Raw genomic sequence first — 21,946 nt, 5'->3', positions numbered from 1 at the left:
TCCGCGCCTACCAACGGCCGATCGGGCAGCTTGATTTCTTGACCCTGGTCTTGGCAGGTAAGAAGCAGCCACACTTGCCGCAGCGTTGATCGTCACCCTTGAAAGGGCAGGTGTTGCAGATCTCCATCCGAGCGGTTGGATCGGTAACACCGCCCGTCGCCAGGTCAGCGGCCGACTTCACCAGGCTTCGAGCCATCTTCAACGGACCCGCTTCGACCCTCTGCTTGATGGCATCTTCATCTTTGAAACCGAGGTTCGCTTTGGTGAGGCGGTCCAGCTCGCTGTTTCTCTGTTGTCGCAATGCTTCTAGCTGTTGCTGCTTCTGCACTGCTTCGTTCTTTTTGGACTCAAGCTCCTCAGCCCTCTGGATCAAGTACTCCCTTGAATAGGACTTGACCTGCGCGTTGATCTCAGCCTCTTCAGGGCCAAGCCATTGGCCGATATAGCCAATTGTCCAGATGTAGTTCTTAGGTAGTTCGCTCAAGCTGAAGCTGGTCGCAAGCAGACATGCGGGGCCGGCGGGGTCGGTGTCCGCTGAGCGGAAGTGAGTCCAATCAGGGGTCTGCATGGAAACGAGTCAGAAGCGCCTGAGTGTTCCGACCCACTAGCGCCCTGGATACCACTTGTCCTCTCCCTTCTTCTTATCTTCCTCAATCACCTCCTTGTACTCCTCGTTGAGCTCCTTCATGGTCTTCCCTTCCGCAGGAGGGCCAGAGGCTTCGGGAACAACAGGGACATCGAGCTCATCTTTCAAGCGGTCGAACTCAGACTCTTTCGCAGAAAGTTCTGATTCAGATTCGGTCTTCTCGTTTGCAATTTCTTGATTGCTGTTTTCGATATTGGAAAGGATTTCTTCTTTCTTGGCAATCTGTTCCTCGATATCTCCAACTTCGTCGAGGACCACGTCCCTTTCTAGAAGCTTAGTGAGGCGGATGACCTCTTGATTTGTAGATAGGAGTTCATTGTTGAGGGATCCAAGCTCGGCAATCGCCTCATCAAGCTTGTACTGAGCATCGGCAAGAATCTTGTAATAAACTTGATAGTTTCTCTGCTCTATGCTGATTTTCTTTTCGAGCTCCTTGATTTCATCTTTGATCGGCTTTATTTCAACTTTGATTTCTGCTTCCTCATCCGCATAGGAATCTCGTTCACCTTCTAGAAAATCCTTTTCTGATTCAACTTCATCAGCCCGAATCTCCAATGCTTCACGTTCCTCCAGGAGATTGAAGCATTCAAGACTGTCAGCATTGGGAAGCTCGCCGCAATCGGAATCGCCTGGACATTCGCAGCCGTAGTCAACAATTGTTTGACCAAGAATAGCTAGCTGATTCTTCAACTTTATTAGTTCCTTCCGTTTGCGTTCCGCCGCTGCTTTAGAACTATTTTTGTTGGACTGAGCGTTCTCCAAGTCTTCTTCGAGAATAGTCAGCACTTCTGTTAGTTCGTCCTTCTCGATCGACAACTCTTCAATCTTATCCTTGCTCTCCTCAAGCTGTTCTGATTCTTCATCTCGCTTCTCTGTAGCACTCTCAACCTTGGGCTCTTGATTTTTTATATCGGCCTCAATCTGTGGAATAAAGCCCTCCGCATTGATCAAATCATCTTCAAGTTTGTCATCATCAATCTCTGCATTTTCCAGATCTCTTTCAAGCTGCTCAATATCTCTGTCCGTAACATCCTTGAGATCTTTGAGTTGCTCCGTCACCTCGTCGAGGTTTTCAAGATATCTCTCCAGAGCCTTGATCTGAGCCTCCAGACGCTTCAAGATCCCAGTCTTGTCGCCAGCTTCAAACAGGAGCTCTAGTCCTGCAGCGCAGTTCGGATGCTCCGGATCGCACTCGTGATAGATGATTGCCTCATGGCAACAGGGATGGATCTGAACAAGGGAGGTGTATCTAACGAGCCAATTACCTTGGATACACCCGGTCGGATTCGGATAAGCGCAAGCTGTCTTGAACTTATCCTCCTCAGGTTTGCTTAGTCGAATGCCTTTCTTTGGATCTGCACCATCGCCTTCTGTGTTCTTGTTGTAGGCATACGTGCCCGCCTCTGAGCAGTCGATGTCATATTTCCAACCGTTCCAATAGTTGTAGAAGCTGGTGTTGCCTCCGCTGGGATTGTCACGGCAGGAGAAGACACATCCAATGATTGATCCGTAGCAGTAGTCATACCAAGAAGTATTGGTTCCAGTGCAAAGCTCATCCACCCATGAGATGCCATCCTCGCAGCGGTATTTCACACAGTCCCCTTCCTCGCTGCTGAAATAAACGGAATTCGTTCCACCGCTATATCCCTCGCCCAATTCCCCGATAGTGCAGCCGCCAGGAGCAGGGGTGTTTCCATTCAGGTCAGTGCAACCTGTACAGACTTCAGTCTCTAGAACAGATGTGTAAAGAGCTGCCCGGAAGTAGCTGGACGGTTTCTTGACGCAGAGGTAGCAAGTTCCGTAGGTGCACTCATCCTCAGGACGACACATGCCATCAACGCAACACTGGCATTTCCTGACCTGTTTGAATTCCGCAGGCCTGTAAATCGTGTTCCTTAACTGTTGCGAAAGCTGGCGTTGATATCCGAGGTTGTCCTGTAGATTTTTATCAGCTTGCGCTGCACTATTTCTTGCTGATTGACATCGTGAAGAGTCAACTAGCTCCCCATCGACGATGTCTTGGTTGATGCAAGCATCAGGGACAGCGGCCAACGCATCCTCAAGATCGAAGCGAAGCAAGGGTTCTTGTTTCTCATACTCATCCAACTGCTCAAGATTTTTGTCGCGATCAGCCTTGGCTTGATCACCATCTCCACCTTCCCCGCCATCAACTCGAACCCAGGCGTAGCAGGACTCTGCTTCTTGGTAAGGAGCACAATCAATTCCATTCTGTGTGCACGAGCACGGTCTGGTTTGGCCTTCGTCACCGCTTGCGCGGGATTCTGTCCAATTCTCGTAGAGCTCTTTGCATTGGCCATCGTCGGTGCAGCAAGAGCAGTCACCGGCCTCAGGATCAACAGCATTTTCCTGGCCGCACTGAACGACGCACTGGTAGCCCCTACAGGTCTTATTGCCAGAGCAGTGGCTGTCTTCTGTGCAACCAGCGCAGATGCCCGCGTCGAAGTCGATACACCAGGGGACTTCGATGGTTTCCAGGTTGCCGTTCTGATCCGTCTCTGTTTTTAGCTCGCAAGAGTCGCGTTTTTTGCCTGCCTCTTCAGGAGTACTGAAACCACTGCAGCACTGGTTCGCGTCCTTGACTTGGCAAGTGCTTTTCGTAACCGCCGGAACCGCTTGTCCAGTTTCTGGATCAACGCCTGCAGGTTTAACTGTGGCTGAAACTCCCTCGACGCACTTACCGAACCTCTCCTCGCAGGTTGGGCACTTTCCGCCAGTACTGAGTTCGCCTCCATCGGGGCACAGCTCCTCGCACTTGGCCACGCACCTGCCCTCTTCACCGTTTAAGCCGTTGAAGTTGCAGGCCTCACAGGGTCCGCAGTCAGAAGCGGACAAGCAACCACATTCCTCGTCCTCGTCAGGCGCTTCTTCTTCAAAAGTTCCATTGACAGCACGGCAGAGATTTCTCGTAACGCTGTCGTTACCAGCCTCATCCGCTACTGGGCAGCAGGGAGTGCTCTGCCAGGTCTTAGACCTGCAGACCATGCAATTCCCGCAGTCTTTATTGCGGAAGCACTCGTCTTCTTCTGGAGGCACTTCATCGCACTCGCATTCTTTGTCCTCTTCTTGCTCGGCCTTGCATTCCTGAACGAGCAGCTTGTATGTCTGCGCCGAGCTGAGATCGGCGCCAGACCAGCAGACCTTGCGGCGCTCACCATCTTTCAGCGGAATGCCATCTTCGTCCTCGTAGACGAATTCGCAACCTTGGTAGCCCTTGCCTTTGCCAAGAACCACAACGTCGAGTGGATCACCTTCTGGACCTAAAACTTCGCAGTAGACCTCTCCAAAAGTGCAGGACTCGGGAGCTCCGAGTTCTGTTTGAGGGTGCTCATTGAAGTCGATACATAAGCCCGACTCCGGGTCACAGCAGCCTTCCTGGCAAGGGTGCTCATCATCACAGGGGCAGTCGTCACAGAACCCCTCGTCGTTGCAGCATTTGTCGAGAGGCTCGCAGTTGTCAGCAGCTTTAGCGTTGTCGCGATTGTCGCCCAGATCGGGATCGGGAACCTCTTCTCCAAATTCATCCCGAGAAACGCAGAGGCCTTTTTCGCAGGTCTTTGCTCCAAAACAGCCAGCATCGGTGAAGCACTCCAGCTGGCCTTGAATGAATGGCCTGCAGCCTTTTCTTGCCGTGTCGCAGAAAGTGCCACTTGGGCAAGACTCCGCGTCCATGGTCGGCTCGATACCGGGGTAGCCCTCACGACTGCAGAGGTTGGTATCGCAGTTGCAGTTGTATCCCTCTGGGCACAAAATTCCAGGGCTGTAGGGGTCGAGACTGCACTCACAGACAAGGGCTTGCACCTCGCAGGTGAATTCACAGGCACCAAAGACGCAAGTGCGCCCGCCACCGCAGTCTTCATCCTCCAGGCAGACCCCCTTCCTGCAGAAGCCTTCACCACCACAGAGCTCTTGTCCTGAACAGTCAGAGCTTCCGATACAGGTCTCACCCACTTCGCATTTGTTGTTCATGCAGTACATGGACTCGCCGAACTTGCTGTTGAACCTCTGGCAGTCGAGATCGGTGTCACAGGTTCCATCGAACGAGACGCACTGGCCGCTCGTGGCGCCAGAGTTGGAGCAGATCGAATCGTCAGGACAGTCACTGTCGGCCTGGCAATTGCCGACGCACTCTTTGCAAAGGATTGGACGCGTATAGGCCTTGCCTTCTACGAAGATCTCGTAAGTACCGCAGACCTTGTCGACCTCTGTGCACACAGCATTTCCTGGGCACTTGTCGGGGCAGTTGCCACAGGTGTCTCCGTAGAAGAGGCCGGTGAAACAGTCGCCGGTCGAAAGCCCCGTGTAGCAAGGGGTCTCGCAAACATTTTCAACGCAAACCAAGTCCCCGCTGCCATAAGCATCCGCGCAGTCCTGATCGTTGCGGCATTCGATGCACTGGCATGAGCGATCTTCTCCAGAGCCATCGCAGACGCACTTGCCTGCTTCGCAGTCGCTATCGGACAGGCATTCGTCGCCGTTGTCACCGTTGTCGCCGTCGCCCGGACAAACCTCATTCCCGCAGCGGAAAGTGGTGGGGTTGCAGATCTGGCAGTCTTCGCAGCCAATCTCAATAGCGGTGACCCGCTGATCGTCGTTGAAGCAACGTCCTGACTGGTTGCAGGCGTAGCCCTCAACGCAGTCATAGTCGCCGTCGCAGCGGTTATCGCCAGCACAGAAACCTGCGTCACAGAACTCTCCCTGCTGGCACTGGCTGTCGCCGTTGCAGCGACGCTTGAACTGGCAGCCGCCGTTGTAGCAGCTCTTGGGAAAGTTGCAGTCGCTGTCGCTGTTGCAGGCCTCACCCTGCTGGCAGACGCCTCTTGTGTCGCAGTAGCGATTGTCTGAACTGCCACCAATGCAAAGACCAGAAGAGCAGGCTCCGTAGTCCGAACCGCCGACACAGATGCCAACAGAACCGAACTGCTTGCAGGTCTGACCAGGTTCAGTGCAGTCGGCAGCTGATTCGCACTGCTTATTGCCGCAGTCAAGATCGGACTCGCATGTTCTCTTGCAATCGCTGCTCGAGCTGCAGCGATCACCCTGCTCACACATGCTGGTCGCGGGATTGCAGACCTCAGAGCTTGAGCAGTCCTCGTCGCCAGAGCAGCGAATATCCTCCGCGCAATATCCGTTTAAGCACCAGCCCTCACTGGAAGGACAGTCGCTATCAGAAAGGCAGGAGTATCCAACCTCAACACAAACTCCACGAAGACATAGCTCCGTGTCCGTATTGCAATCGCTGCCACTCGAACAAGTAGGGAGGCAGCGGTTGTCGTAGCACTTCTGCCCCGGAAGGCAGCTCGCGTCGCTCCGGCATCCCTGGGTGCACTGGGCACCGCCACCCTCTTCTTCAGTTCGACCGAACGCGTCGGGTCGGCAGTAGCTGTCCGCCGGACAATCACCATCGGAGCCACAGGGTGAGGCCGGGATACAAGGAGTGGCGCAAACTCCATCTGACTCGCCTTCCGCAATGTCGCAGACCTGACTGTTCTTGCAGTCCTGGTCTCGTCTGCAGTAGCCACATTTGTTGTCCGTTAAGCAGTCGCCGCACTCGCAGTCGCCCGTGTTGGCACAAACTGATCGACTGCAGCGACCCTGCTCGTCGCAATTCTCGTAGCACTCGCATCCAGTGCGACCGTCTGGACTGTCAATGCCACTTGGTTGAAGCGCACATTTGCCAGCTTTTGTCAGGTTGTTGAACAGAGCCGTGTAGCGCTGCAGCTCTTGTGGATCAGGATTTTGGCCGTTCGCCTCCATCCACTTGAGGCGCTCGTATCTTTGCCTGATTTCTTCCTGTGATCCTGTGTCGCGCTGGCACCTTGAGTCTTCGGTCTCAGTGTTGAGAGACGCGCACTCAGCATCGTCTAAGCAATAGTTGGTGCATGTCTGACCGCTGCAGATCCCATAGCGGCCACACTCTGAATCGGTTCGGCAACCATTCGAATTGCAGGAACCATCGAGGCAGATGCCATCGGTGCAGTCGTTGTCGTTACTGCATGGTGGCTTGGGAGTACTGATGCAAAATCCGTCAGGACCGCAGATCGTTCCGTCTAAACAACCAGCGCCGCATGACTGCTCGCATCCGAACTGGAAGCAGATCTCACCGTTCTCGCAGTCGCTCTGCTCTTGGCAGCCCGCCTCGCAGATGCCAGCCCCTGAGCAATAGCTCCCTTCGGGACAGTCGCTTTTTTGATTGCAGGTGACGATGGGCTCGCAGGCAATGCCACAACAGCCGCCGGCCAGACACATCTCGGGGTCAGGGCAGTCACTGTCAGAGCCGCAAAGGAGGTGGCACTTGCCATCGTTCTGGCAGCACTTTCCAGCAGCACATGGATTCTCTGAATCACAGCCTGGAACGCAAACTCCGTCGTCGCAATAGCTGCAGCTCTCACAGTCCGAATCCACCGAACAGACACCAGGGGCACACGTGCCTTGCTTGGTGCACAGCTCGCCGCACTCGCAGCCGTAGAAATCCTCATCAAGCTTCGGGCTGATAAAAGCGCATTCGCGAAACTCGACGATCTCGATATTTCCGTCTGCGTCGACTGTCTCTTCGGTCCATTCCCAACACTTCTCGATGGTTGACCGGGAGGTCACCGAAACGCAGCGAGGGGATCTGCCTTCAACCTCCTCGCACTTGTAACCCTCTTCACAAGGACAGGGAGTGATGCAGGTGTTTTGGTCGCAGACTGCGTTGGGGTTGAAGCTCTCAAGACAACCTGGATCCCTGGGACAGCGACCTAAGCAGGCAGGATCGCGCTCACAAAATTGCTTCCAAGAATCGTCGTTCGGATCGCAGAGGGAGTCCTCGCCATAGATAGTCAGGCAAGAGCATGAGGGCTCCGGCGGACAGGTAGAAACGCATTCCGATAGTGCTGGACATTCCTTGCGGCAATCGATGTCGCCGGTGCATCCAGAGGAACAGCGGCCATCGCCATTGCAGTACTCGCCATCTCCACAGTCGCCATCGCCAACACAGATGAAGCCAATGGACTCACAGATTCCCGCGACGCATCCATAGCCGAAGTCCGTAGGGCAGTCTTCGTTCCCATTGCACGGCCTGACGCAAGAGTTGTCGACACAGAAGGTCTCGTATGCGTAGCTCTTGTCTGAGCAATCGGGATCAACATCGGTATCGCATCGCTCGGTAAAGATCTCTGGCTGGCACTGCTCGTTCTTAGAGCAGCCATCGAGACAGGCATAGATCTCGCCATCGCCATCACCTTGAGCTTTGCCGACACGTTCGCCGCAGTAGCTGCCCTCTGGGCACGTCGTGGTGTCATTTGGACCCTTGCAGATGAGATCCGGCTCACAAGGCCGAACACACTCAAAGTTCACGCAGATCGAGTTGGACTTCGCGTCAGGAGCCGCGTTTGAGCTGCTGGGATCGCAGGCATCATCGCTCTCACAGCCTGGCTCGCAGAGAAAGCTGTCAAGGTTGCAGGCCTGGCCTAGCGGGCAGTCTGGTGTCTCAGCGCAGGTCAGCTTGCACTGGGTGTTCTCGCAGACGTAGCTCTGGTCTTCGCTTGGGGCGCAGGGGCAGTCTGCGTTGGAGTTGCAGGGCCGATTGGGGTCAATCTCAACGCACTGAGAGTTGACGCACTGAGAGCAGCGGTCGCACTCGTAGTCCGAGTAGCAGAAGTCAGAACCGGCGCAGCTGACACCGTTCGTGCAAGGAGCATCGGTCCAGGAGCCGTCCTTGTTTTTTTGAGGGCGGGGATGATCCGCAAAGATCAAGCCACCAGGATCGTCAGCCGGAGACTCGACGATGAGCGTTCCGGGCGGGATGGAAGCAGGACTCGAGTCCGTGTAATTGAGTCCGCTTCGTTGCTCGTAGGTATCGGAGCCGTCGATTCCTCCATGGCGCTGACCAGGATCGGGCTCTTCGTATGAGAGCTCGTACTCCTCCTGTTCCATCGCACGAATCTCGCCCTGAATCCTTAGGAGGTCATTCAGGAGATCTCTTTCGGTAGACACTGATCAGCCTCCGACTTTCAACCAGCGAGACCGGTCGTCGGATCCCACGTAAAGGTCACAGCTGGCGGGTCCAGTGCGGACCGCGATCAACTGCCCAGGGAAGAGGGGCACGTTGTCTGGTGGACTTGCAGTAATTGGGTTCTTTGTCCGCCACGCGATGGCGGTGTCAGTCGCGAACCGATGGCCGATGGTGTTCTTGAGTTCAGGCCTATTGATCGACACCGCTCGAGTCCGCTTGAGTCGGCGTAGGGTTCCGGACTATTGCCAATCGACGAAGTTGCCCTGGCGTGTCCTTCTGAGGTTCACGGGTGAGTACTTCGGGCGACAGGTATTGGATAAAAGCTCGGCTTCATAAAGCTGGCCGTTGTAAAGAACCAGTCCGGAACCATCGGCGGTGTAACCCCACCAGCGGCCGGTCACATCAGTTCTTTTGCGTTCATCAAGCGCCGCTTCCTTTGCACTCACGACCTCCTCGGTCCTGACCAACTCTTGAAAGTTGAGCAGTGCTCCTAAAAGGTCAGCTTGTATCTCGTTCGCCATTACTCCACCACAAACACTCCGTAGAGCGTTAAGTCGAAGTAAAAGATCGCGGACTGCCCATCACTCAACGTTGCTCGCGCCGAGAGCTTGGTGACTGCAACTGCAGCGGTTTCTGTGGGGTTCAGCAGCACGACGTGAGAGAAGCGGACCGTCTCCGCTGTATTCCCGTTGTGAACGAAGGTGGCTGCCTTACGAGCGAGAGCTCTCCTGCCGTTGTTGTAGCTGTCAAGGTCAGCTGAGGTGTAGCCAATTTGCTGGCGGCTGTAACCGCCAAGCCCCGAGGTGACCTCGTTCGCCAAGATCGTTGACAGTGAGTCGGTTGCGTCGAAGTCGCTGCCAGGGGCATCCACCAAGGCAACACGAAACGTGTTGTTGATGTACGACTTCTCGGCCACCCGCGCTAGTTCGGCGGCCGATACCTGTGAGGGGACTGGCATTGTTCAGCCCTCCTTTAGGTGGTGATATTGATCGGGCCGCCCATGGTCGGTGTTCCGACTGCGTAGTAATAGAGGACCGCTGGTGCAGAGGGGTCGACTTGGACCTGGATGAAGCGGGAGGTGGCGCCTGCGAAGCCGGACAGGTAAGTGGTCCTGTTCACCTCAAGATTGTTCAACCAGTAGCTCACGCCCACGGTGTATGGGGCGCCAGCGTTGTTGTCGCCGTCCTCGGTTTCGGAAAGACTTAAGGGTGCTGCAGCATTCGACCCGTTGTTCTGGTCGAAGCGGTAGATGTTGCCCTTCACCATGGTCAAGGTGTCCTGGGCGACATTGTCGATGTAAAAGACAGCCATTGAATGGGGGGCGTCGCGTGTTCGGCCGTAGGGTTCCGAACGCCCTTAGGCCGTGACTTCAATCACTCCCCCGAACTTCTGGTCGTTCGAGCTGGCGTAGTAATAGGTGCCGGGAAGCAGGAAGCGCATCTTCATAAGGCCGTCAGTTGTTCCCTGTCTCACAAGGAGCTGCATGAAGTCGGGGCTCTGGACTTCGGTGCCAGTGCCAGGAGCGCGTTTGATGTAGACGGGCTGATCCGGTGCCACCACAGACAAGAACAAGGTTTCGCTCACACCGACGCTGATGGTCGGGTTGCTCTCATTCAGCAAGCCTTCACCGGAGAGGGTGTAGCGATCCTGAGCCTGCGACACCGTGTAGATCTTCTGATCCATGCCGACGCCCGTGACGACGATCTCTCCACTCATGGCGGCATGGAAACCGCAGTTGTAGTAGTACGTGCCGGGCTGGGAGAAGATCACGCGGATCGCTCCTAAAGCAGCCCCCTGACCGACGATGTCGTGGATGTAAGGAGTGACGGAGTCCTTCACGCCACTTGAGTTGCTGTCGCTGACGTAGAAGGGGTGGCCGGCTGCATTGATAGCAATTTCGAGCATTTGCCCCACCTCGAGATTGAGTGTGGGATTGGACGCGAAACTCAGTCCATTCCCGCTGAACAGGTACGAGCCAGCTCCAGAGTTGGTCACGTTGTAGGAGAGCGGCGCGGTTGCGCTGAGAACTTCGAAGCTCTCGAGAGGAAGCTCAGGTCCAACAGTGCTTTCGAAGATCTGGTGAACAGGAGGCGCTTCGTTTTGAATGTCCACGACGAAGACCTCGTCAGGGAATTCCGGGCCGACGGTCACATCGAACAATTCGCTGAACCCCGTGGGATCAGCTCCAACGAAGACATCAAAGATTTGATCAGGAGCTGCAGAAGACACGCCTGTCACCTCGATGACACCAAAGGCTTCAGCGTTGAACTCCGACTGGTAGTAGAAGGTCCCGCTCTGCAAGAACTGAGCCTTCACAAGCTTGTTGGTCGTGCCTTGGTTTGTAACTGACACGAAGTAGGGGTCGAGTTCGCCTGCACCCGCCTCTTGGACGTCCTTGATCCAAAGGGCATTCCCTGGGGTGTTCACGTAGAGGTGAGCCATCTGACCAACCTTCAGAGCGATCTCTGGTTCAACAGCAAACTCAAGGCCTTCACCGCTGACGATGTAGTTCTCATCGCCAGAGATATTGGATTCCTGGATCTGATAGGTGACCCTGCGCTCGTAGGCATCAACCTCGAACTCCTGGATGACAGCAGTGTCATAGATCTGAGTGGGGATCTCAGGTCCAACCTCAAAGCTGAACAGTTGGTCGTAAGGGATGGCGCTTGTGATGACTTCGAAGACCTGGGACGGTGCTTCTGGGCCGACGGTGACGGAGAAGGGAGCCTCGAAGGCATCCACCACTCGGTTGGTGATGACCTTGATGTCGAGAACTCTGTCCGGGGTCGCCCATGACGTTGAAACGTCGAAGATCTGGAAAGGATCGGGGATCGGAGGAGCGTCGGGGCCTCCGACTGAGACGCCGAAGATTTGATCCGGATCTCTGGCAGGTGGTGGACCCAGTTGCACGTAGAACGTTCTGTCCGGAGGTGCGAAAGAAGTAAAGACCTCGAAGGTGTTGCCTGTGAGTACTTCGAAAACCTGCGAGGGAATCTCTGCTCCACGGTTGACAACAAAAGTCCTGTCCGGAGGAGTCGCGCTCGTCCTGGTACTGAAGATCTGGTCGGGTACTTCTGGACCCACCTCTACGAGGAAAGGAGGCTCAGCCACGGAGATGCCGTAAGTCCGAATGCTCTCAACGCTGAAGATCTGATCAGCAGGTTTCGCGAATGTGCTGACATCAAAGGTTTGGTTTGGAACCTCAGCGAAGACCCTCACCGTGAAGACCTCTTCAAAAGCCTTCGGACCTGTTCCAACAAAGAAAGTCTGATCCGGACTGCGCTCCACCTCTGGATCAAACAGATCTGGAATGATCACACCATCGTCAGAGACAAGGATGCTGTCCTGGAAGTCAGGGATGCCGCCGATGTAGTCCGCTTCAAGGATCTGGGCATTCGCTCCAACCTTCTCGCCTGAAACGAAGACCAAGATGTTGAAGTTGAGCCGCAACTCCTCTGGGACATCCCAGCTCGTAAGGACTCCGATGCCATCGTCACCATTTCCGGTGGAGACCACAGCGCCGACAGGGATATCGATGGCAATGAATTCGACAACGTCTGGACCAGAGCCACCCGAAGAAACAGATGTTTCACCAACAACAGTTGGAATCTGGACTACTGCTTCAACGGTGTCTTCGTATGTCTGTTGAGCGTTTTCTTCTGCCTGGCTTGCATCGTCTAAAGCGTCCTGTAAATCCTCGACCTCGACCTGGCACACCGAACAACGTGAAGCGACCTCGACCCGAAGAGCTTCAAGCTCAGCATCGGTGAGATCTTCCAGGTAGTTGTAATCGGGCATACAAGGGGCCTGGCATCACGGCTAGGGTTCCCAGTCCCTAGTCGGCAACTGTCACCTCGAAAGTGTCCGCGGTTATGACCTCGAAGGACTCTTCTGCGCTGATCACTCCGTAGGTCTTGTTGGCAGGTGGCGCATCGTTCTGAATGTCGACAACGAAGATCTCGTCCGGCTCAGGTGCTCCTGTCGTCACGACAAATTCAGGAACCTGAATCACAAGAGCCTCAAAGATCTGGTCGGGCTCGTCAGGAAGGAGTCGTTCTGCCTGCTCCTCTTCGATAGCTGCCAGCAGGTCAAGGTCAACGTCGCAAGCTTGATCGGCGACCTCAAAGGCATCCTCAGCGATTTCCGTCTGATTCCTCTTGAAGAGCACTTCCTCGAAAGCGTTGTTGGCGCTGACTGCGTCAACGTTGCTGGGAAGAGTGACCGTGCCATTCGAGACACCAATGAACACTCCGTCGGTCGAGAAGATCGCTTGACTGGTCGAAAGAGCCCACCCCGTTGCGTTCATCCTCAACTTGATGAGTTTCTCAAGCGTGGGGTCGAAGAAGCTGAAAGGCATCCCTGGGTAGTAGTCAAAGATTTCCTCGCGCATCGATTCGGCCACCCTGATGCCAGCAGCGTCGCCCTCGAGTAACTGGCGCTGGTTTTGGGTGTAGGCGGCAGCTCTAGTCCTTGCTTGTGATTCTGTGTCGCCCAAATTCGTGTAAGGGACGCTCGTGTTCAAGACGATGGATCCAGCAGTCGTTGGTGTGTATTTCGCAGACTCGTTCTCATAAACCTCTGACTTCGTTGAAATCGCAGCTGTGCCTGGATTCCTTGGCGGCTGGTCAGGATTTAGCAAGCCTCCACGACTGGTCCGCGTCTGCGAAGTTTCGACTCCGTTATTGGTCGCATCGATGTTCTCAAGGATTCGCTCGCCTTGGGTTGGGAAGATGCCAACGCCGTTGCACTGAGCACTTGATTGGAGGGTGGACTTCTTCTCAATCGTGCGGTCATCGAAGTACTCCCACTCAGTGGTGACCTTTTGCGATAAGTACAACTTGTCGGAGGGGATGTCAGTCAAGAATCCACGAGTGCCCTGCGACGGGGGGTTCTCTGGGTCGTACTCAGAGCCAGTGTCGAACGTTCCTGCTCGCCAGTCGTTCGTAGTCATCGCCGAGATGTAGTTCCTGTAGGTGTACTCAATGGTCTTGAGTACTTCGCCACCGGTCCCGTAGACGTAGCTCTTCTCTCTCTTCTCTTGGACGACCGTGTTCAGACCGTCGAGGGGAACGTTGGCCGCAACGTAGTTAGCTCGAGCAAGCTTGAACGCATAGAGCTCGCCGAAGTATCCGCCAGCGAGCTCAACAGCAGGCCCCTCCGTGATTGAGATCTCGCTAGATAAAGAGGCACCGAGTGCTCCGTAGACACGCCTTGAATTGTTGGTCTTAGTGACTGAGAAGGATTTCTTGCCGTCATTGACTTCGACCTGTCGGCAGGTCCTAGTCCCAGCCAAGTCAGTGGTGCATATTTTTTGAGTCTTCTTCAGTTGAGCGGGGTGCTCCAGCCAATAAACAGAGACCGTTTCATCGATGTCCTCAGCTGGTCCATCGCCGCCGCCGCCATCGTCTGACTCGACAGTTGCCCAGGTGTAGGTGCACCGGATCAGGTCTGGGATTGGATTGCCTCCGCCTAGCGGCTGGGACGCGATGGCCGTCTGATCGCGAACGCTGACCCACCTAGCCGGGTATTTATTGGAGCCGAGTCCGTCAGATCCGAAGAAGGAAGAGAGCTGTATCGAGCCGTCGCTCTTTTGCCATGCGAACTTCGATTCAGAAGCCAGTGCGGCACTGAGATCGCTCATCCCCGCCTCGTTTGGCAAGTCGAAGACCGTCAGGTATTTCAGGTTGGTGATGTCATTCGTCAAGTTGTGCAATGTGAGCAGGCAACCCACCTCGACAGTCATCGAACGTGTCTCTGGCGAATAGGTGGCCGTGATCACGCGAAGGTGACCGCGAGGATGGCGGCGCATCTCAGAACCTGCGGTTTGCAGGTCGATCGTGACAATGCCTCCACGACCAAACTTCGTGTCGTCGTAGTCCTCTAGGCGGCTGAATCCGGGTAAGTCTTGAAAGGTGAGGCTCCCGCCCGTCGTGACGAATCCTCCTTGGACAACACTCGAATCCGACAGAGAACCGCCGGTGAACTCGTCGCTGTAGTCCGCGCCGTTGATGGAGACCGTGCAGCGGACCGCTGTGTTGTTAAGCCATGCCATGAATCAGATCTCCGTCAGTCCGAAGCTCAGCAAGTCCGTGACACCTGAACGGCGCTCGAAGACAGGAGGAGCAGTAAAAACAGCAGAAGCAGTAATGGGGGAATTGATCGGGTCTCGGACGCGGGTCTGATCGGTGATCGCAACCACAGCTGTCAGGCCTGAAGCTCTTGCTGCATCCCAGGCGCGATAAAGCTCATCAAGACTGAAACAGGTCTCGACGCTTGCGAAGGCGCTGATCGCCCATGTCATCCGGTTCGCACGGCTGCTGCCTGACTGGGTTGCAGTTCCCGACGTACTGAATGTCAGTTGGCCGGCCTCAACGAATTGCCTGGGCTCAGCAGTGAACTTGTCGATCTGAACCTTGTACAGAGTGGTTCCGTCGGTGAATGTGACGGTGATGCCAGGGTGTTGGATACAGGCCACAGAACCGTCGATCACGTCGGTTCAGGGTTCCGGAGCCCTTGGCTCTGCGGGCGATACATATATGAGCGCAGATCTTGTCTTTGAGAGGACCTCGATCAGCGTCGTCGTCGTTGGCTCCTGAGTCGAGCCAGGTCAGTGAGAATGCGAGAGGCATCGTTGACCGGAGCCTGGCTGGTGATCTGGACGTTGTTGGTCACCTGCTGATTGGTGCCACCGCCCAGACCCTTGAGGCCCTTGAGGATTGCGTTGGACATGTCGCTGCCGCCACCGCCCTCGCCGGACAAGCGTGGAGAAACTGCGCCCTGGACAGATTGGATCTGTTGAGCGGCTGACTGTGCTTCACGGTTGTCGCGGATCTGTTGGGCGATACCTGCAGGGATAACAGTTCCGCTCGATGGTGCTCGCCAGTCTCCGAATGCGGGAGCCTTGATCTCCGAGAGGCTGCCTGACTTGGACATGAACATCTCTTTCCCGAGCTCGTTGACCGTGTAGGTCTGACCGCCTTCAACAGGGCCACCGGCGAATCTTGCGGCGGCTGCTCTTGCTGCGGCACGTGCGGCACGTTCCAGAGCGCGGGCCAATGAGTTGGCAGGGCCGACCGCTCTCCTGATATTCGATGACAGGGGCCTGGTGTTGCTTGCCAGTGGCCTGGCTGCGTTCGCTGCTCCGCGTAGCTCCTGAGCGAAGTTGGATTGGGCGATCGACTTGGCGCCCTCTCCCGCTTCTGTCAACGTGGCGGCAAAGCCTTCAGGAAGGCGGATGTTGCCCATTTCCTCAGAGGCTTTCTTGATCGGTTCGCTGAGTCCCTTGTTGATCGCCTTCTCGATTTTCTGGACATCGATCTCATCCCCAAGGTTGGCAATGTCCTCTTTGAGGACTTTGAACTCGTTGTCGAAAGCTTTGACGATTTTTTCGGAAGCACCCTCAGCGCCCTTGGACAGGTTGTCCCCGATCTTCACGCCAGCATCTTCCGACCACTTGATCACTTCCTCTCCACCTTTCTGAGCTCCCTCGGAGAATCCGCTGCCAATGGCGTCGGCGATCTTTTCTGCAGCGGGATCTTTGGTCTCATCAATCTTCTCGGTGATCTTCTTGGCGCCGTCTTCGGCACCTCCCTCAAGTCCGGACGCAAGGTCTCTCTCGATCTCTTCGATCGTGTCGCCTTCGAGCTTGATGTTGTTGAGGAAGTCTTCGCCTACAGCCGCTCCTTCTTCGAAGCCTGTTCCCAAAATTCTGGCGACCTCTTCCCTGGGGATCGCGTCAGGCAAACCGGCGATGATCTCGTTGGCCCGCTCAGTGCCCTGGAAAGTGCCGTCTTCTAAGGCAAAGCGCAGGTTGCCAATGATGGCCTCCTTGGGGATCAGATTCCCGAATCGTTCGCCGACGGTACTGGCGAACTCGTTGATCACTGGGATCGATTCCTGAGTGAAGCCATTGGCAAAGTTGAAGCCATTGGTCTCACCCGCTCCGCTGATCACAGTGTCCAGGTCCCCGCCGGTGAAGTACTCGATCAGTCCGTTCTTGATTCCCTCTGCTTTTTGCAAGAAAGCGGTGGTGTTTTCTTCACCGAAGATTTGACCGGCAATTTTTCCAGCCTCCCCAAAATCATTGGTCAGAGCTGCTGTGATGGTGCCCATGCCTGGGATGATCACGTCGCCAATGCTCTGAACGAATCTCGGGGCTGCAACTGTTGCTGCCTCGTCAAGGCCTTCCGCCAGTGACTGATTCAGTGATTGGCCAGCCCCTTGAGAGAAGCCGGAGAAGTTGTCAGCAAGGGTGATGAAACCCTGGCTCATGTCACTGACGATGTTGTTGTTGAAGAAGGTCGGGATGGTTGAAAGGCCGTCCTTAGCCACCTCTCCGATGGCGTTGAAGCCTTCGCGGCTCCCCTCGGAGAAACCTTGCGCGATCTGCTGGCCAGAGGTGAGAGCGAACTCTGCAATTTCGATGGAGGAGGATCCCAGGCCCAGCGTCATCTGGTCGAGGCTGGCCCGACCTACTTGGCCGAGTCCTTCAAGCGCGGGCTTGGCCGTTTCCGTTGCATAGTTGATCTCTGTTGTGAGCTTCTCGCCTGCACCGCTGAACAGACCAGGAGGGAGTGGTGTGTTCGCTAGAGCCGCGTAGCCCGCGTTGACACCCCCTTCGAGAGCGAGGGCCAGAGTCCGGGCTGCCTTCTCGGCAGAAAGCTTGTTGGGTAGCTCGGAGAAGCGACGCTCAGCTTCTGCGAGTGAGACGTTTGCGCCATCGACGAAAGCGTTGATGAGTTGATCTTTGATCAGATCCTTTGGGATCGCATCGCCAAAACGATCGAGGATGTTTTTGGCAGCAATGTCACCAGCCAGTACGGACTCGGTTTCGAAAGCGCTCGTGAGTCTCTTGGCGGTCTGTTCGGCAATAGCAGGGGTAAAGCCACGATCCAGCAAGGACTGCTTGAGTCCTTCGAAGGAAACTTCGCCAAAGCCTTGTTCGATGATCCGTTTGGATTCTTCGACGCGTTGTTTCACGTCCATGGGGATCTCGCCCAATCCTTTCTTCAGCGGCTCCCAGGACTTCTCGAGCTGCTGCGTCTCGCCCAGGAAGCCATCGAGAGCGCTGCTGACCGACTCGATACTCGTGACGACGGTGCCGTAACCAGAGGCGACACCCTCAGCGCTGGCCTTGGTTGAGATCTGCTGTTTGCCGATGTCTTCTTCGACCTTCAGGACCGCGCCCTTCAGCTTCTTCATCTGGTCCAGCTGACCGAGCTGCTTCTTCAAGATCTCTTCCTCCTTCTCGAGGGCCTCGATCAATTTCTTGTCACCGCTGTTTTCTGCTCGTGCTTGGGCTGCAGCGTTCTGCGCAATGGCCAATTCTGACGAGACCCTTGCCTGCTCATACCAAAGTTCGAGCTCGACCTTCTTGAGAGCGATCTGAGCTTCGAGTGCTTTCTTCTCGAAGTCGATCTGTTTCTGCATGATGTTCCTGCGCTCGTTGACGTAGCTGCGCTCGGCGTCCATGCGTGCGGACTCGGCATTGGCTTCCGCTTGCCTCTTCTTCCTTGCTGCTGTCTTCTCTCCGTAGCCAGCTTTCTCGATTGCCCTGAGCCGGTTCTGCAGGTTGTTATCGATGGCTTGATCTCGAGCTGTCTTCGCCCTATCGATCCCAGCAATCTCTGCGTTTGTGACCTCCTGAGCCAGGGTCTTGAACGCTGAGATACCAGTCCCACGAACCTGCTGAATCTCGCCGATGGCGGTGTTGATCTTCTGGATCGCTGAAGCCACACCCTGAGCTTCTCTCTCGTACTCAGCGATGCGCGATTCGACCGCTGCCCTGATTGCTTCCGTTGCTGCCCTTTCAGTCTCGATCCGGCCTTCCGTCAGGCCTTCCATGGCCTTATAGGCCGCATCCATCCGCTTTTCGTACTGATCGAGGGAGATCGCGCCTTCGTCGTAAGCCGCCTGAATCTCCGTCATCTCGTTGTTGACGGCCTTGATCTTGGCGTCACTTGCATTGAGAGCCGCCTTGGCATTGATTGCACGCTCCTCGGCTTCGTTGATCAGGCCTTCCTTAAGCGCGTTGTAAGCCTCCAGTTCGTCGTAGATGACCTGAGTATCTGCTTTTGAGAATGATTTCTCTCTTGCTTCGGTGGCTTCATCAAGCCTCAGCGTGTAGTTCTGAACAGATCCGCTGAGCTCCTCATAGGTCTGTCTTTCTTCACGCAGCAAGGCTTCGTTCGCCTCGATGACGGGGAGCTGATCCTGGTACTTGCCCTTCATCTCCTCGAGGGCATCGATCGTTCTGCGGTTCGCTCCTTCGTTCTCTTTGAGTTTTGCGATCGTGCTGTCGATCGCTTTGATGCGGTCCTGAACGGCATTCTTCTCAGCCTTGATCAGTTCAGCGTTCTCAGTTGCCAGCCGCCCGAACTCTTCCGACTCCGGGTTGAGTCGTGACATCGCATCGCGGTTCTCGCTGATCTTCCGATTGGTCGCATCCATCGACTTCTGGAACTTCGCATACTCGTCGTTGACCTGCTGGACAGCGGCGTTGTTGCGGCTCCAGTTGTCGACCTTGCCGAGAACCTCGGCGACGAGCTTGATGCCGTTGTATAGGGGGCTGGCAATACTTAGTAAGCGATCGAGCGGACCAAGTGCGTCCTCGATGGCTTTGCCCCATCCGGTGTAGCCCTCGGCGGCGACTTCTCCGCCTTCTCCCGCCTTGCGAAGTGCATCGTCAAGCGATGACTGTGAATCCGCCAGCGGATCTGCAACGGCCTTGGCTGCTTCCCAACGGCGTTGAATGGCGACCCATGTGGCAACAATGCCTGCACCGATTGCGATAAACGGAGCCGCAGCGGTTACAAAGCCTCCGATCGCAGGCAAGAGACCCTTAAGCGCACCCAAAGCTCCGTTTGCTCCGACCTTGAGGCCGTTCATCGCCGCAGGGATGCCCTTCTTAGTGGCGACCTTGAAGAAGTTCGAGAAGCCCTCGGTGAGGTTGTTCAGGATGTTCCCGACCTTGATGCTCGAGAGCGTTTTCCTGAAGTCGTTCAGGCTCTTGGTCGCATTGGTGAGGCCCAAGATGAGTGTGGCCTTGACCTTCTTCCCAAAAACAGCGAGCGAGCTCACCCAGGTCGTGAGAGTCCCTCCGATGTTTGCTGTGGCAATCGATGCGGCCCATTTCTTGACACCGGCAGCCGCTTCCAGGAAGAAGCCCGAGACCTTGGTGCCTTTGAGGAGATTGAGCGCCACCACAGTCGCGCCGATGGCAGTACCGAGCAGAGCGAGGGTGGTGAGGAGGTTCTTGATCGGACCGGGGAGCCCATTCAGAGCTGCCAGGACTGCAGTGGCCGCATCGATCAGCGGCTTCAGTGCTGTCGCGATGATCGCGCCGATCTGAACCAGGGCGGCCGAGACATTCGACTCGAGGACTTTGAACGAACCAGACAGACCGGCCAGTGCGTTCTCCGCCTGCTCAGCTGCTTTGCCTGCCCTGTTCTCAAGACCTTCGGCCAACTTGTCGATCTGCTCTGTACTGGCGTTGATCAGGGAGTTCATTGCGGGCAGCCCTTCAGCGCCGGCAAGCGCTTTGGAGACCAGCGCCTTCTCTCCAGACGACAGACCTTCCATGGAGCGCTGCAGCTCCTCGATCAAGTCGCGACCCGTTAGAAGTTCGCCATTGGCGTCGGTCATGTCAGCGCCGATCACCTTCAGGGTTTTGGCCAGTCGCGTGGAGCCTCGAGTCAGGCCCATGAACTCCTCGCCCGCGCCTGATGCTGCGATCTGGAGGTTGGTCAGAATCGTGCGGAAGCTGGTGCCTGCCTGTGAACCCCTGATGCCGTTGTTGGCTAGCAGTTCGAGGGCCAGGGAAACGTCTTGCAATGACTGACCTGTCGATGCCGCGATCGGGCCGACGTATTTGATCGCCTCTCCCAAGTCATTGACTGACTGGTTGGAGCTGTTGGCTGCGACCGTCAGGGTGTCAACAACGTCAGTCGAGTCACTTGCAGCAAGACCAAATGCACCAAGAGCTGAGACGACGATGTCGCCCATTCGCTCGTAACTGGTGCCAGTTGCTTCTGCGCCTTGGATGACCCCGGTGGTCGCCTGCTTGATTTCATCGAGCGAGAATCCAGCGCGAGCCAAGGACTGCTGAACCTTTGCGACCTCGACAGCCGTCGCTGCGAACTGACTCGAAACGTCCAGAACTGCTTGCTGCAGCTCACCAAACTTCGAAGCACCTGCGCCAGAAATTTCAAGGGTTAAGCGGAGCTGCTCATCAAGCGCTCTGAACTCTTCAACCGCTGCAGGAATAACGCCAGCGATGTTTTTCAGGGGCTGCAGGATCGCGTTGCCGAGTGCGAGGCCGATGCCCTGAGGAATGCCAGTCGCCAGATTCTTGAAGCCGTTCCTGATTGAGTCGAGGAATCCCTCACCAACGGTCTTGGACTTCGTGAATTCGGTGCCGACACCGGTCGTTGAATTCTTGACACCCTGAAGCGCTGTCTTGACGGCGTTGAGCCCTGTGGGCAACTGGGTCAGCGACTTGCCGCCTTGCCCTGCATTGTTGAGCGCAGTCTTGAGCGTCCCGAAGGTTGTGGTGGTTGTTCTTGCTGTGCCATTGATCTGGTCCAGCGTCGCCTTCATCCCAGGCAGGGGCTTGGCCCTATTCAGGCCTGTGATTGCAGCCCCGAGAGTCTTCGCGCCTGTAGAGAGATTCTGAACGGAGCCGTAGGCCGTCTTGGCGTCAGTGCCAAGAGTCTTGAGTCCATTTCCGCCTTGCCCTAAGCCTTGGAGCGTTGTCTTGAGGGTCTTGCCCGCGGTTCCCAGGCTGTCGAGATCTGTCTTGGCCTGCTTGGTTGAAGTTGTGATGCCCTTGAGGAGATCACTCTTTTGTAAGGGCTTGAATTGATCTGTAAGTGTCTTAGCGGCCTGGCCTGTTTTCTTGAGGCTTTCGTCGAGGCCCTTAAAAGGATTCTGAACAGGGTTCTTTCCAATGCCGGAGAAGAACTCCGCCATCTGGCCTTTGGCCTTGGACGTGTCAAGTCCTAGCGATACCTTGACTTCTCCAAGTCCACCTGACATCTGGTCGCCTGTTCAACGTCCTTTCAGGCTTCCGGCGCCCAGGTCTCCCAAAACCCCAACGGGCACTTGATGTGTGCAGCCCTGGCCTTGACTGACATGAAGCAGCCACAAGCACTACAGCGATCACTTGGTAGCCATCTGATGCAACCCCTACAGATCGCAAGCCGTTGGTCATAAACCAGCTGGGGAACGTGCATAAAAAAGGGGCCAACTGGCCCCTGGTATTCCGTGGTCCTTGTCCTTGCCGATGA

The 21,946-nt window shown here is 55.8% G+C and carries 10 protein-coding genes; all 10 read right to left on the bottom strand.

Annotation, left to right across the window (positions count from 1 at the left end):
• Positions 1 to 7 precede the first annotated feature (7 nt).
• Positions 8 to 568 (bottom strand): hypothetical protein, encoded by a 561-nt coding sequence (locus tag SynSYN20_RS07015; RefSeq protein ID WP_186525769.1) that lies wholly within the window; start codon positions 566 to 568, stop codon positions 8 to 10.
• Positions 569 to 604: 36 nt separating this feature from the next.
• Positions 605 to 8,641 (bottom strand): hypothetical protein, encoded by an 8,037-nt coding sequence (locus SynSYN20_RS07010; RefSeq protein WP_186525308.1) that lies wholly within the window; start codon positions 8,639 to 8,641, stop codon positions 605 to 607.
• A 3-nt stretch (positions 8,642 to 8,644) separates the two neighbouring features.
• Positions 8,645 to 8,863 (bottom strand): hypothetical protein, encoded by a 219-nt coding sequence (locus SynSYN20_RS07005; RefSeq protein WP_222929766.1) that lies wholly within the window; start codon positions 8,861 to 8,863, stop codon positions 8,645 to 8,647.
• Positions 8,864 to 8,899: 36 nt separating this feature from the next.
• On the bottom strand, positions 8,900 to 9,181 hold the full coding sequence (locus SynSYN20_RS07000) for a hypothetical protein (protein WP_186525307.1): 282 nt from the start codon (positions 9,179 to 9,181) through the stop codon (positions 8,900 to 8,902).
• On the bottom strand, positions 9,181 to 9,618 hold the full coding sequence (locus SynSYN20_RS06995; RefSeq protein WP_186525306.1) for a hypothetical protein: 438 nt from the start codon (positions 9,616 to 9,618) through the stop codon (positions 9,181 to 9,183). Before SynSYN20_RS06995 ends, SynSYN20_RS07000 begins: the two co-directional genes overlap by 1 nt.
• Positions 9,619 to 9,632: 14 nt before the next feature.
• Positions 9,633 to 9,971: a hypothetical protein gene (locus tag SynSYN20_RS06990; RefSeq protein WP_186525305.1), complete on the bottom strand. Its 339-nt coding sequence runs from the start codon at positions 9,969 to 9,971 to the stop codon at positions 9,633 to 9,635.
• A gap of 45 nt (positions 9,972 to 10,016) precedes the next feature.
• Positions 10,017 to 12,458, bottom strand: coding sequence for a hypothetical protein (locus tag SynSYN20_RS06985; RefSeq protein ID WP_186525304.1), 2,442 nt, complete (start codon positions 12,456 to 12,458; stop codon positions 10,017 to 10,019).
• A 37-nt stretch (positions 12,459 to 12,495) separates the two neighbouring features.
• On the bottom strand, positions 12,496 to 14,712 hold the full coding sequence (locus tag SynSYN20_RS06980) for a hypothetical protein (RefSeq protein WP_186525303.1): 2,217 nt from the start codon (positions 14,710 to 14,712) through the stop codon (positions 12,496 to 12,498).
• Between the two features lie 3 nt (positions 14,713 to 14,715).
• Positions 14,716 to 15,150, bottom strand: a complete 435-nt coding sequence (locus SynSYN20_RS06975; protein ID WP_186525302.1) for a hypothetical protein — start codon at positions 15,148 to 15,150, stop codon at positions 14,716 to 14,718.
• Between the two features lie 80 nt (positions 15,151 to 15,230).
• Positions 15,231 to 21,695, bottom strand: a complete 6,465-nt coding sequence (locus SynSYN20_RS06970; RefSeq protein WP_186525301.1) for a phage tail tape measure protein — start codon at positions 21,693 to 21,695, stop codon at positions 15,231 to 15,233.
• Positions 21,696 to 21,946: the final 251 nt, after the last annotated feature.

Origin of the sequence: Synechococcus sp. SYN20 (assembly GCF_014279555.1) — a bacterium.
GTDB lineage: Bacteria > Cyanobacteriota > Cyanobacteriia > PCC-6307 > Cyanobiaceae > Synechococcus_C.
The sequence above is the reverse complement of the archived record's forward strand: the minus strand, read 5'-3'. Positions and strand labels throughout refer to the sequence as shown.

Coding starts and splice junctions, on each gene's coding strand:
- SynSYN20_RS07015 (WP_186525769.1), bottom strand. CDS start 568: ATGCAGACCCCTGATTGGACTCACTTCCGCTCAGCGGACACCGACCCC.
- SynSYN20_RS07000 (WP_186525307.1), bottom strand. CDS start 9,181: ATGGCGAACGAGATACAAGCTGACCTTTTAGGAGCACTGCTCAACTTT.
- SynSYN20_RS06995 (WP_186525306.1), bottom strand. CDS start 9,618: ATGCCAGTCCCCTCACAGGTATCGGCCGCCGAACTAGCGCGGGTGGCC.
- SynSYN20_RS06990 (WP_186525305.1), bottom strand. CDS start 9,971: ATGGCTGTCTTTTACATCGACAATGTCGCCCAGGACACCTTGACCATG.
- SynSYN20_RS06985 (WP_186525304.1), bottom strand. CDS start 12,458: ATGCCCGATTACAACTACCTGGAAGATCTCACCGATGCTGAGCTTGAA.
- SynSYN20_RS06980 (WP_186525303.1), bottom strand. CDS start 14,712: ATGGCATGGCTTAACAACACAGCGGTCCGCTGCACGGTCTCCATCAAC.
- SynSYN20_RS06970 (WP_186525301.1), bottom strand. CDS start 21,695: ATGTCAGGTGGACTTGGAGAAGTCAAGGTATCGCTAGGACTTGACACG.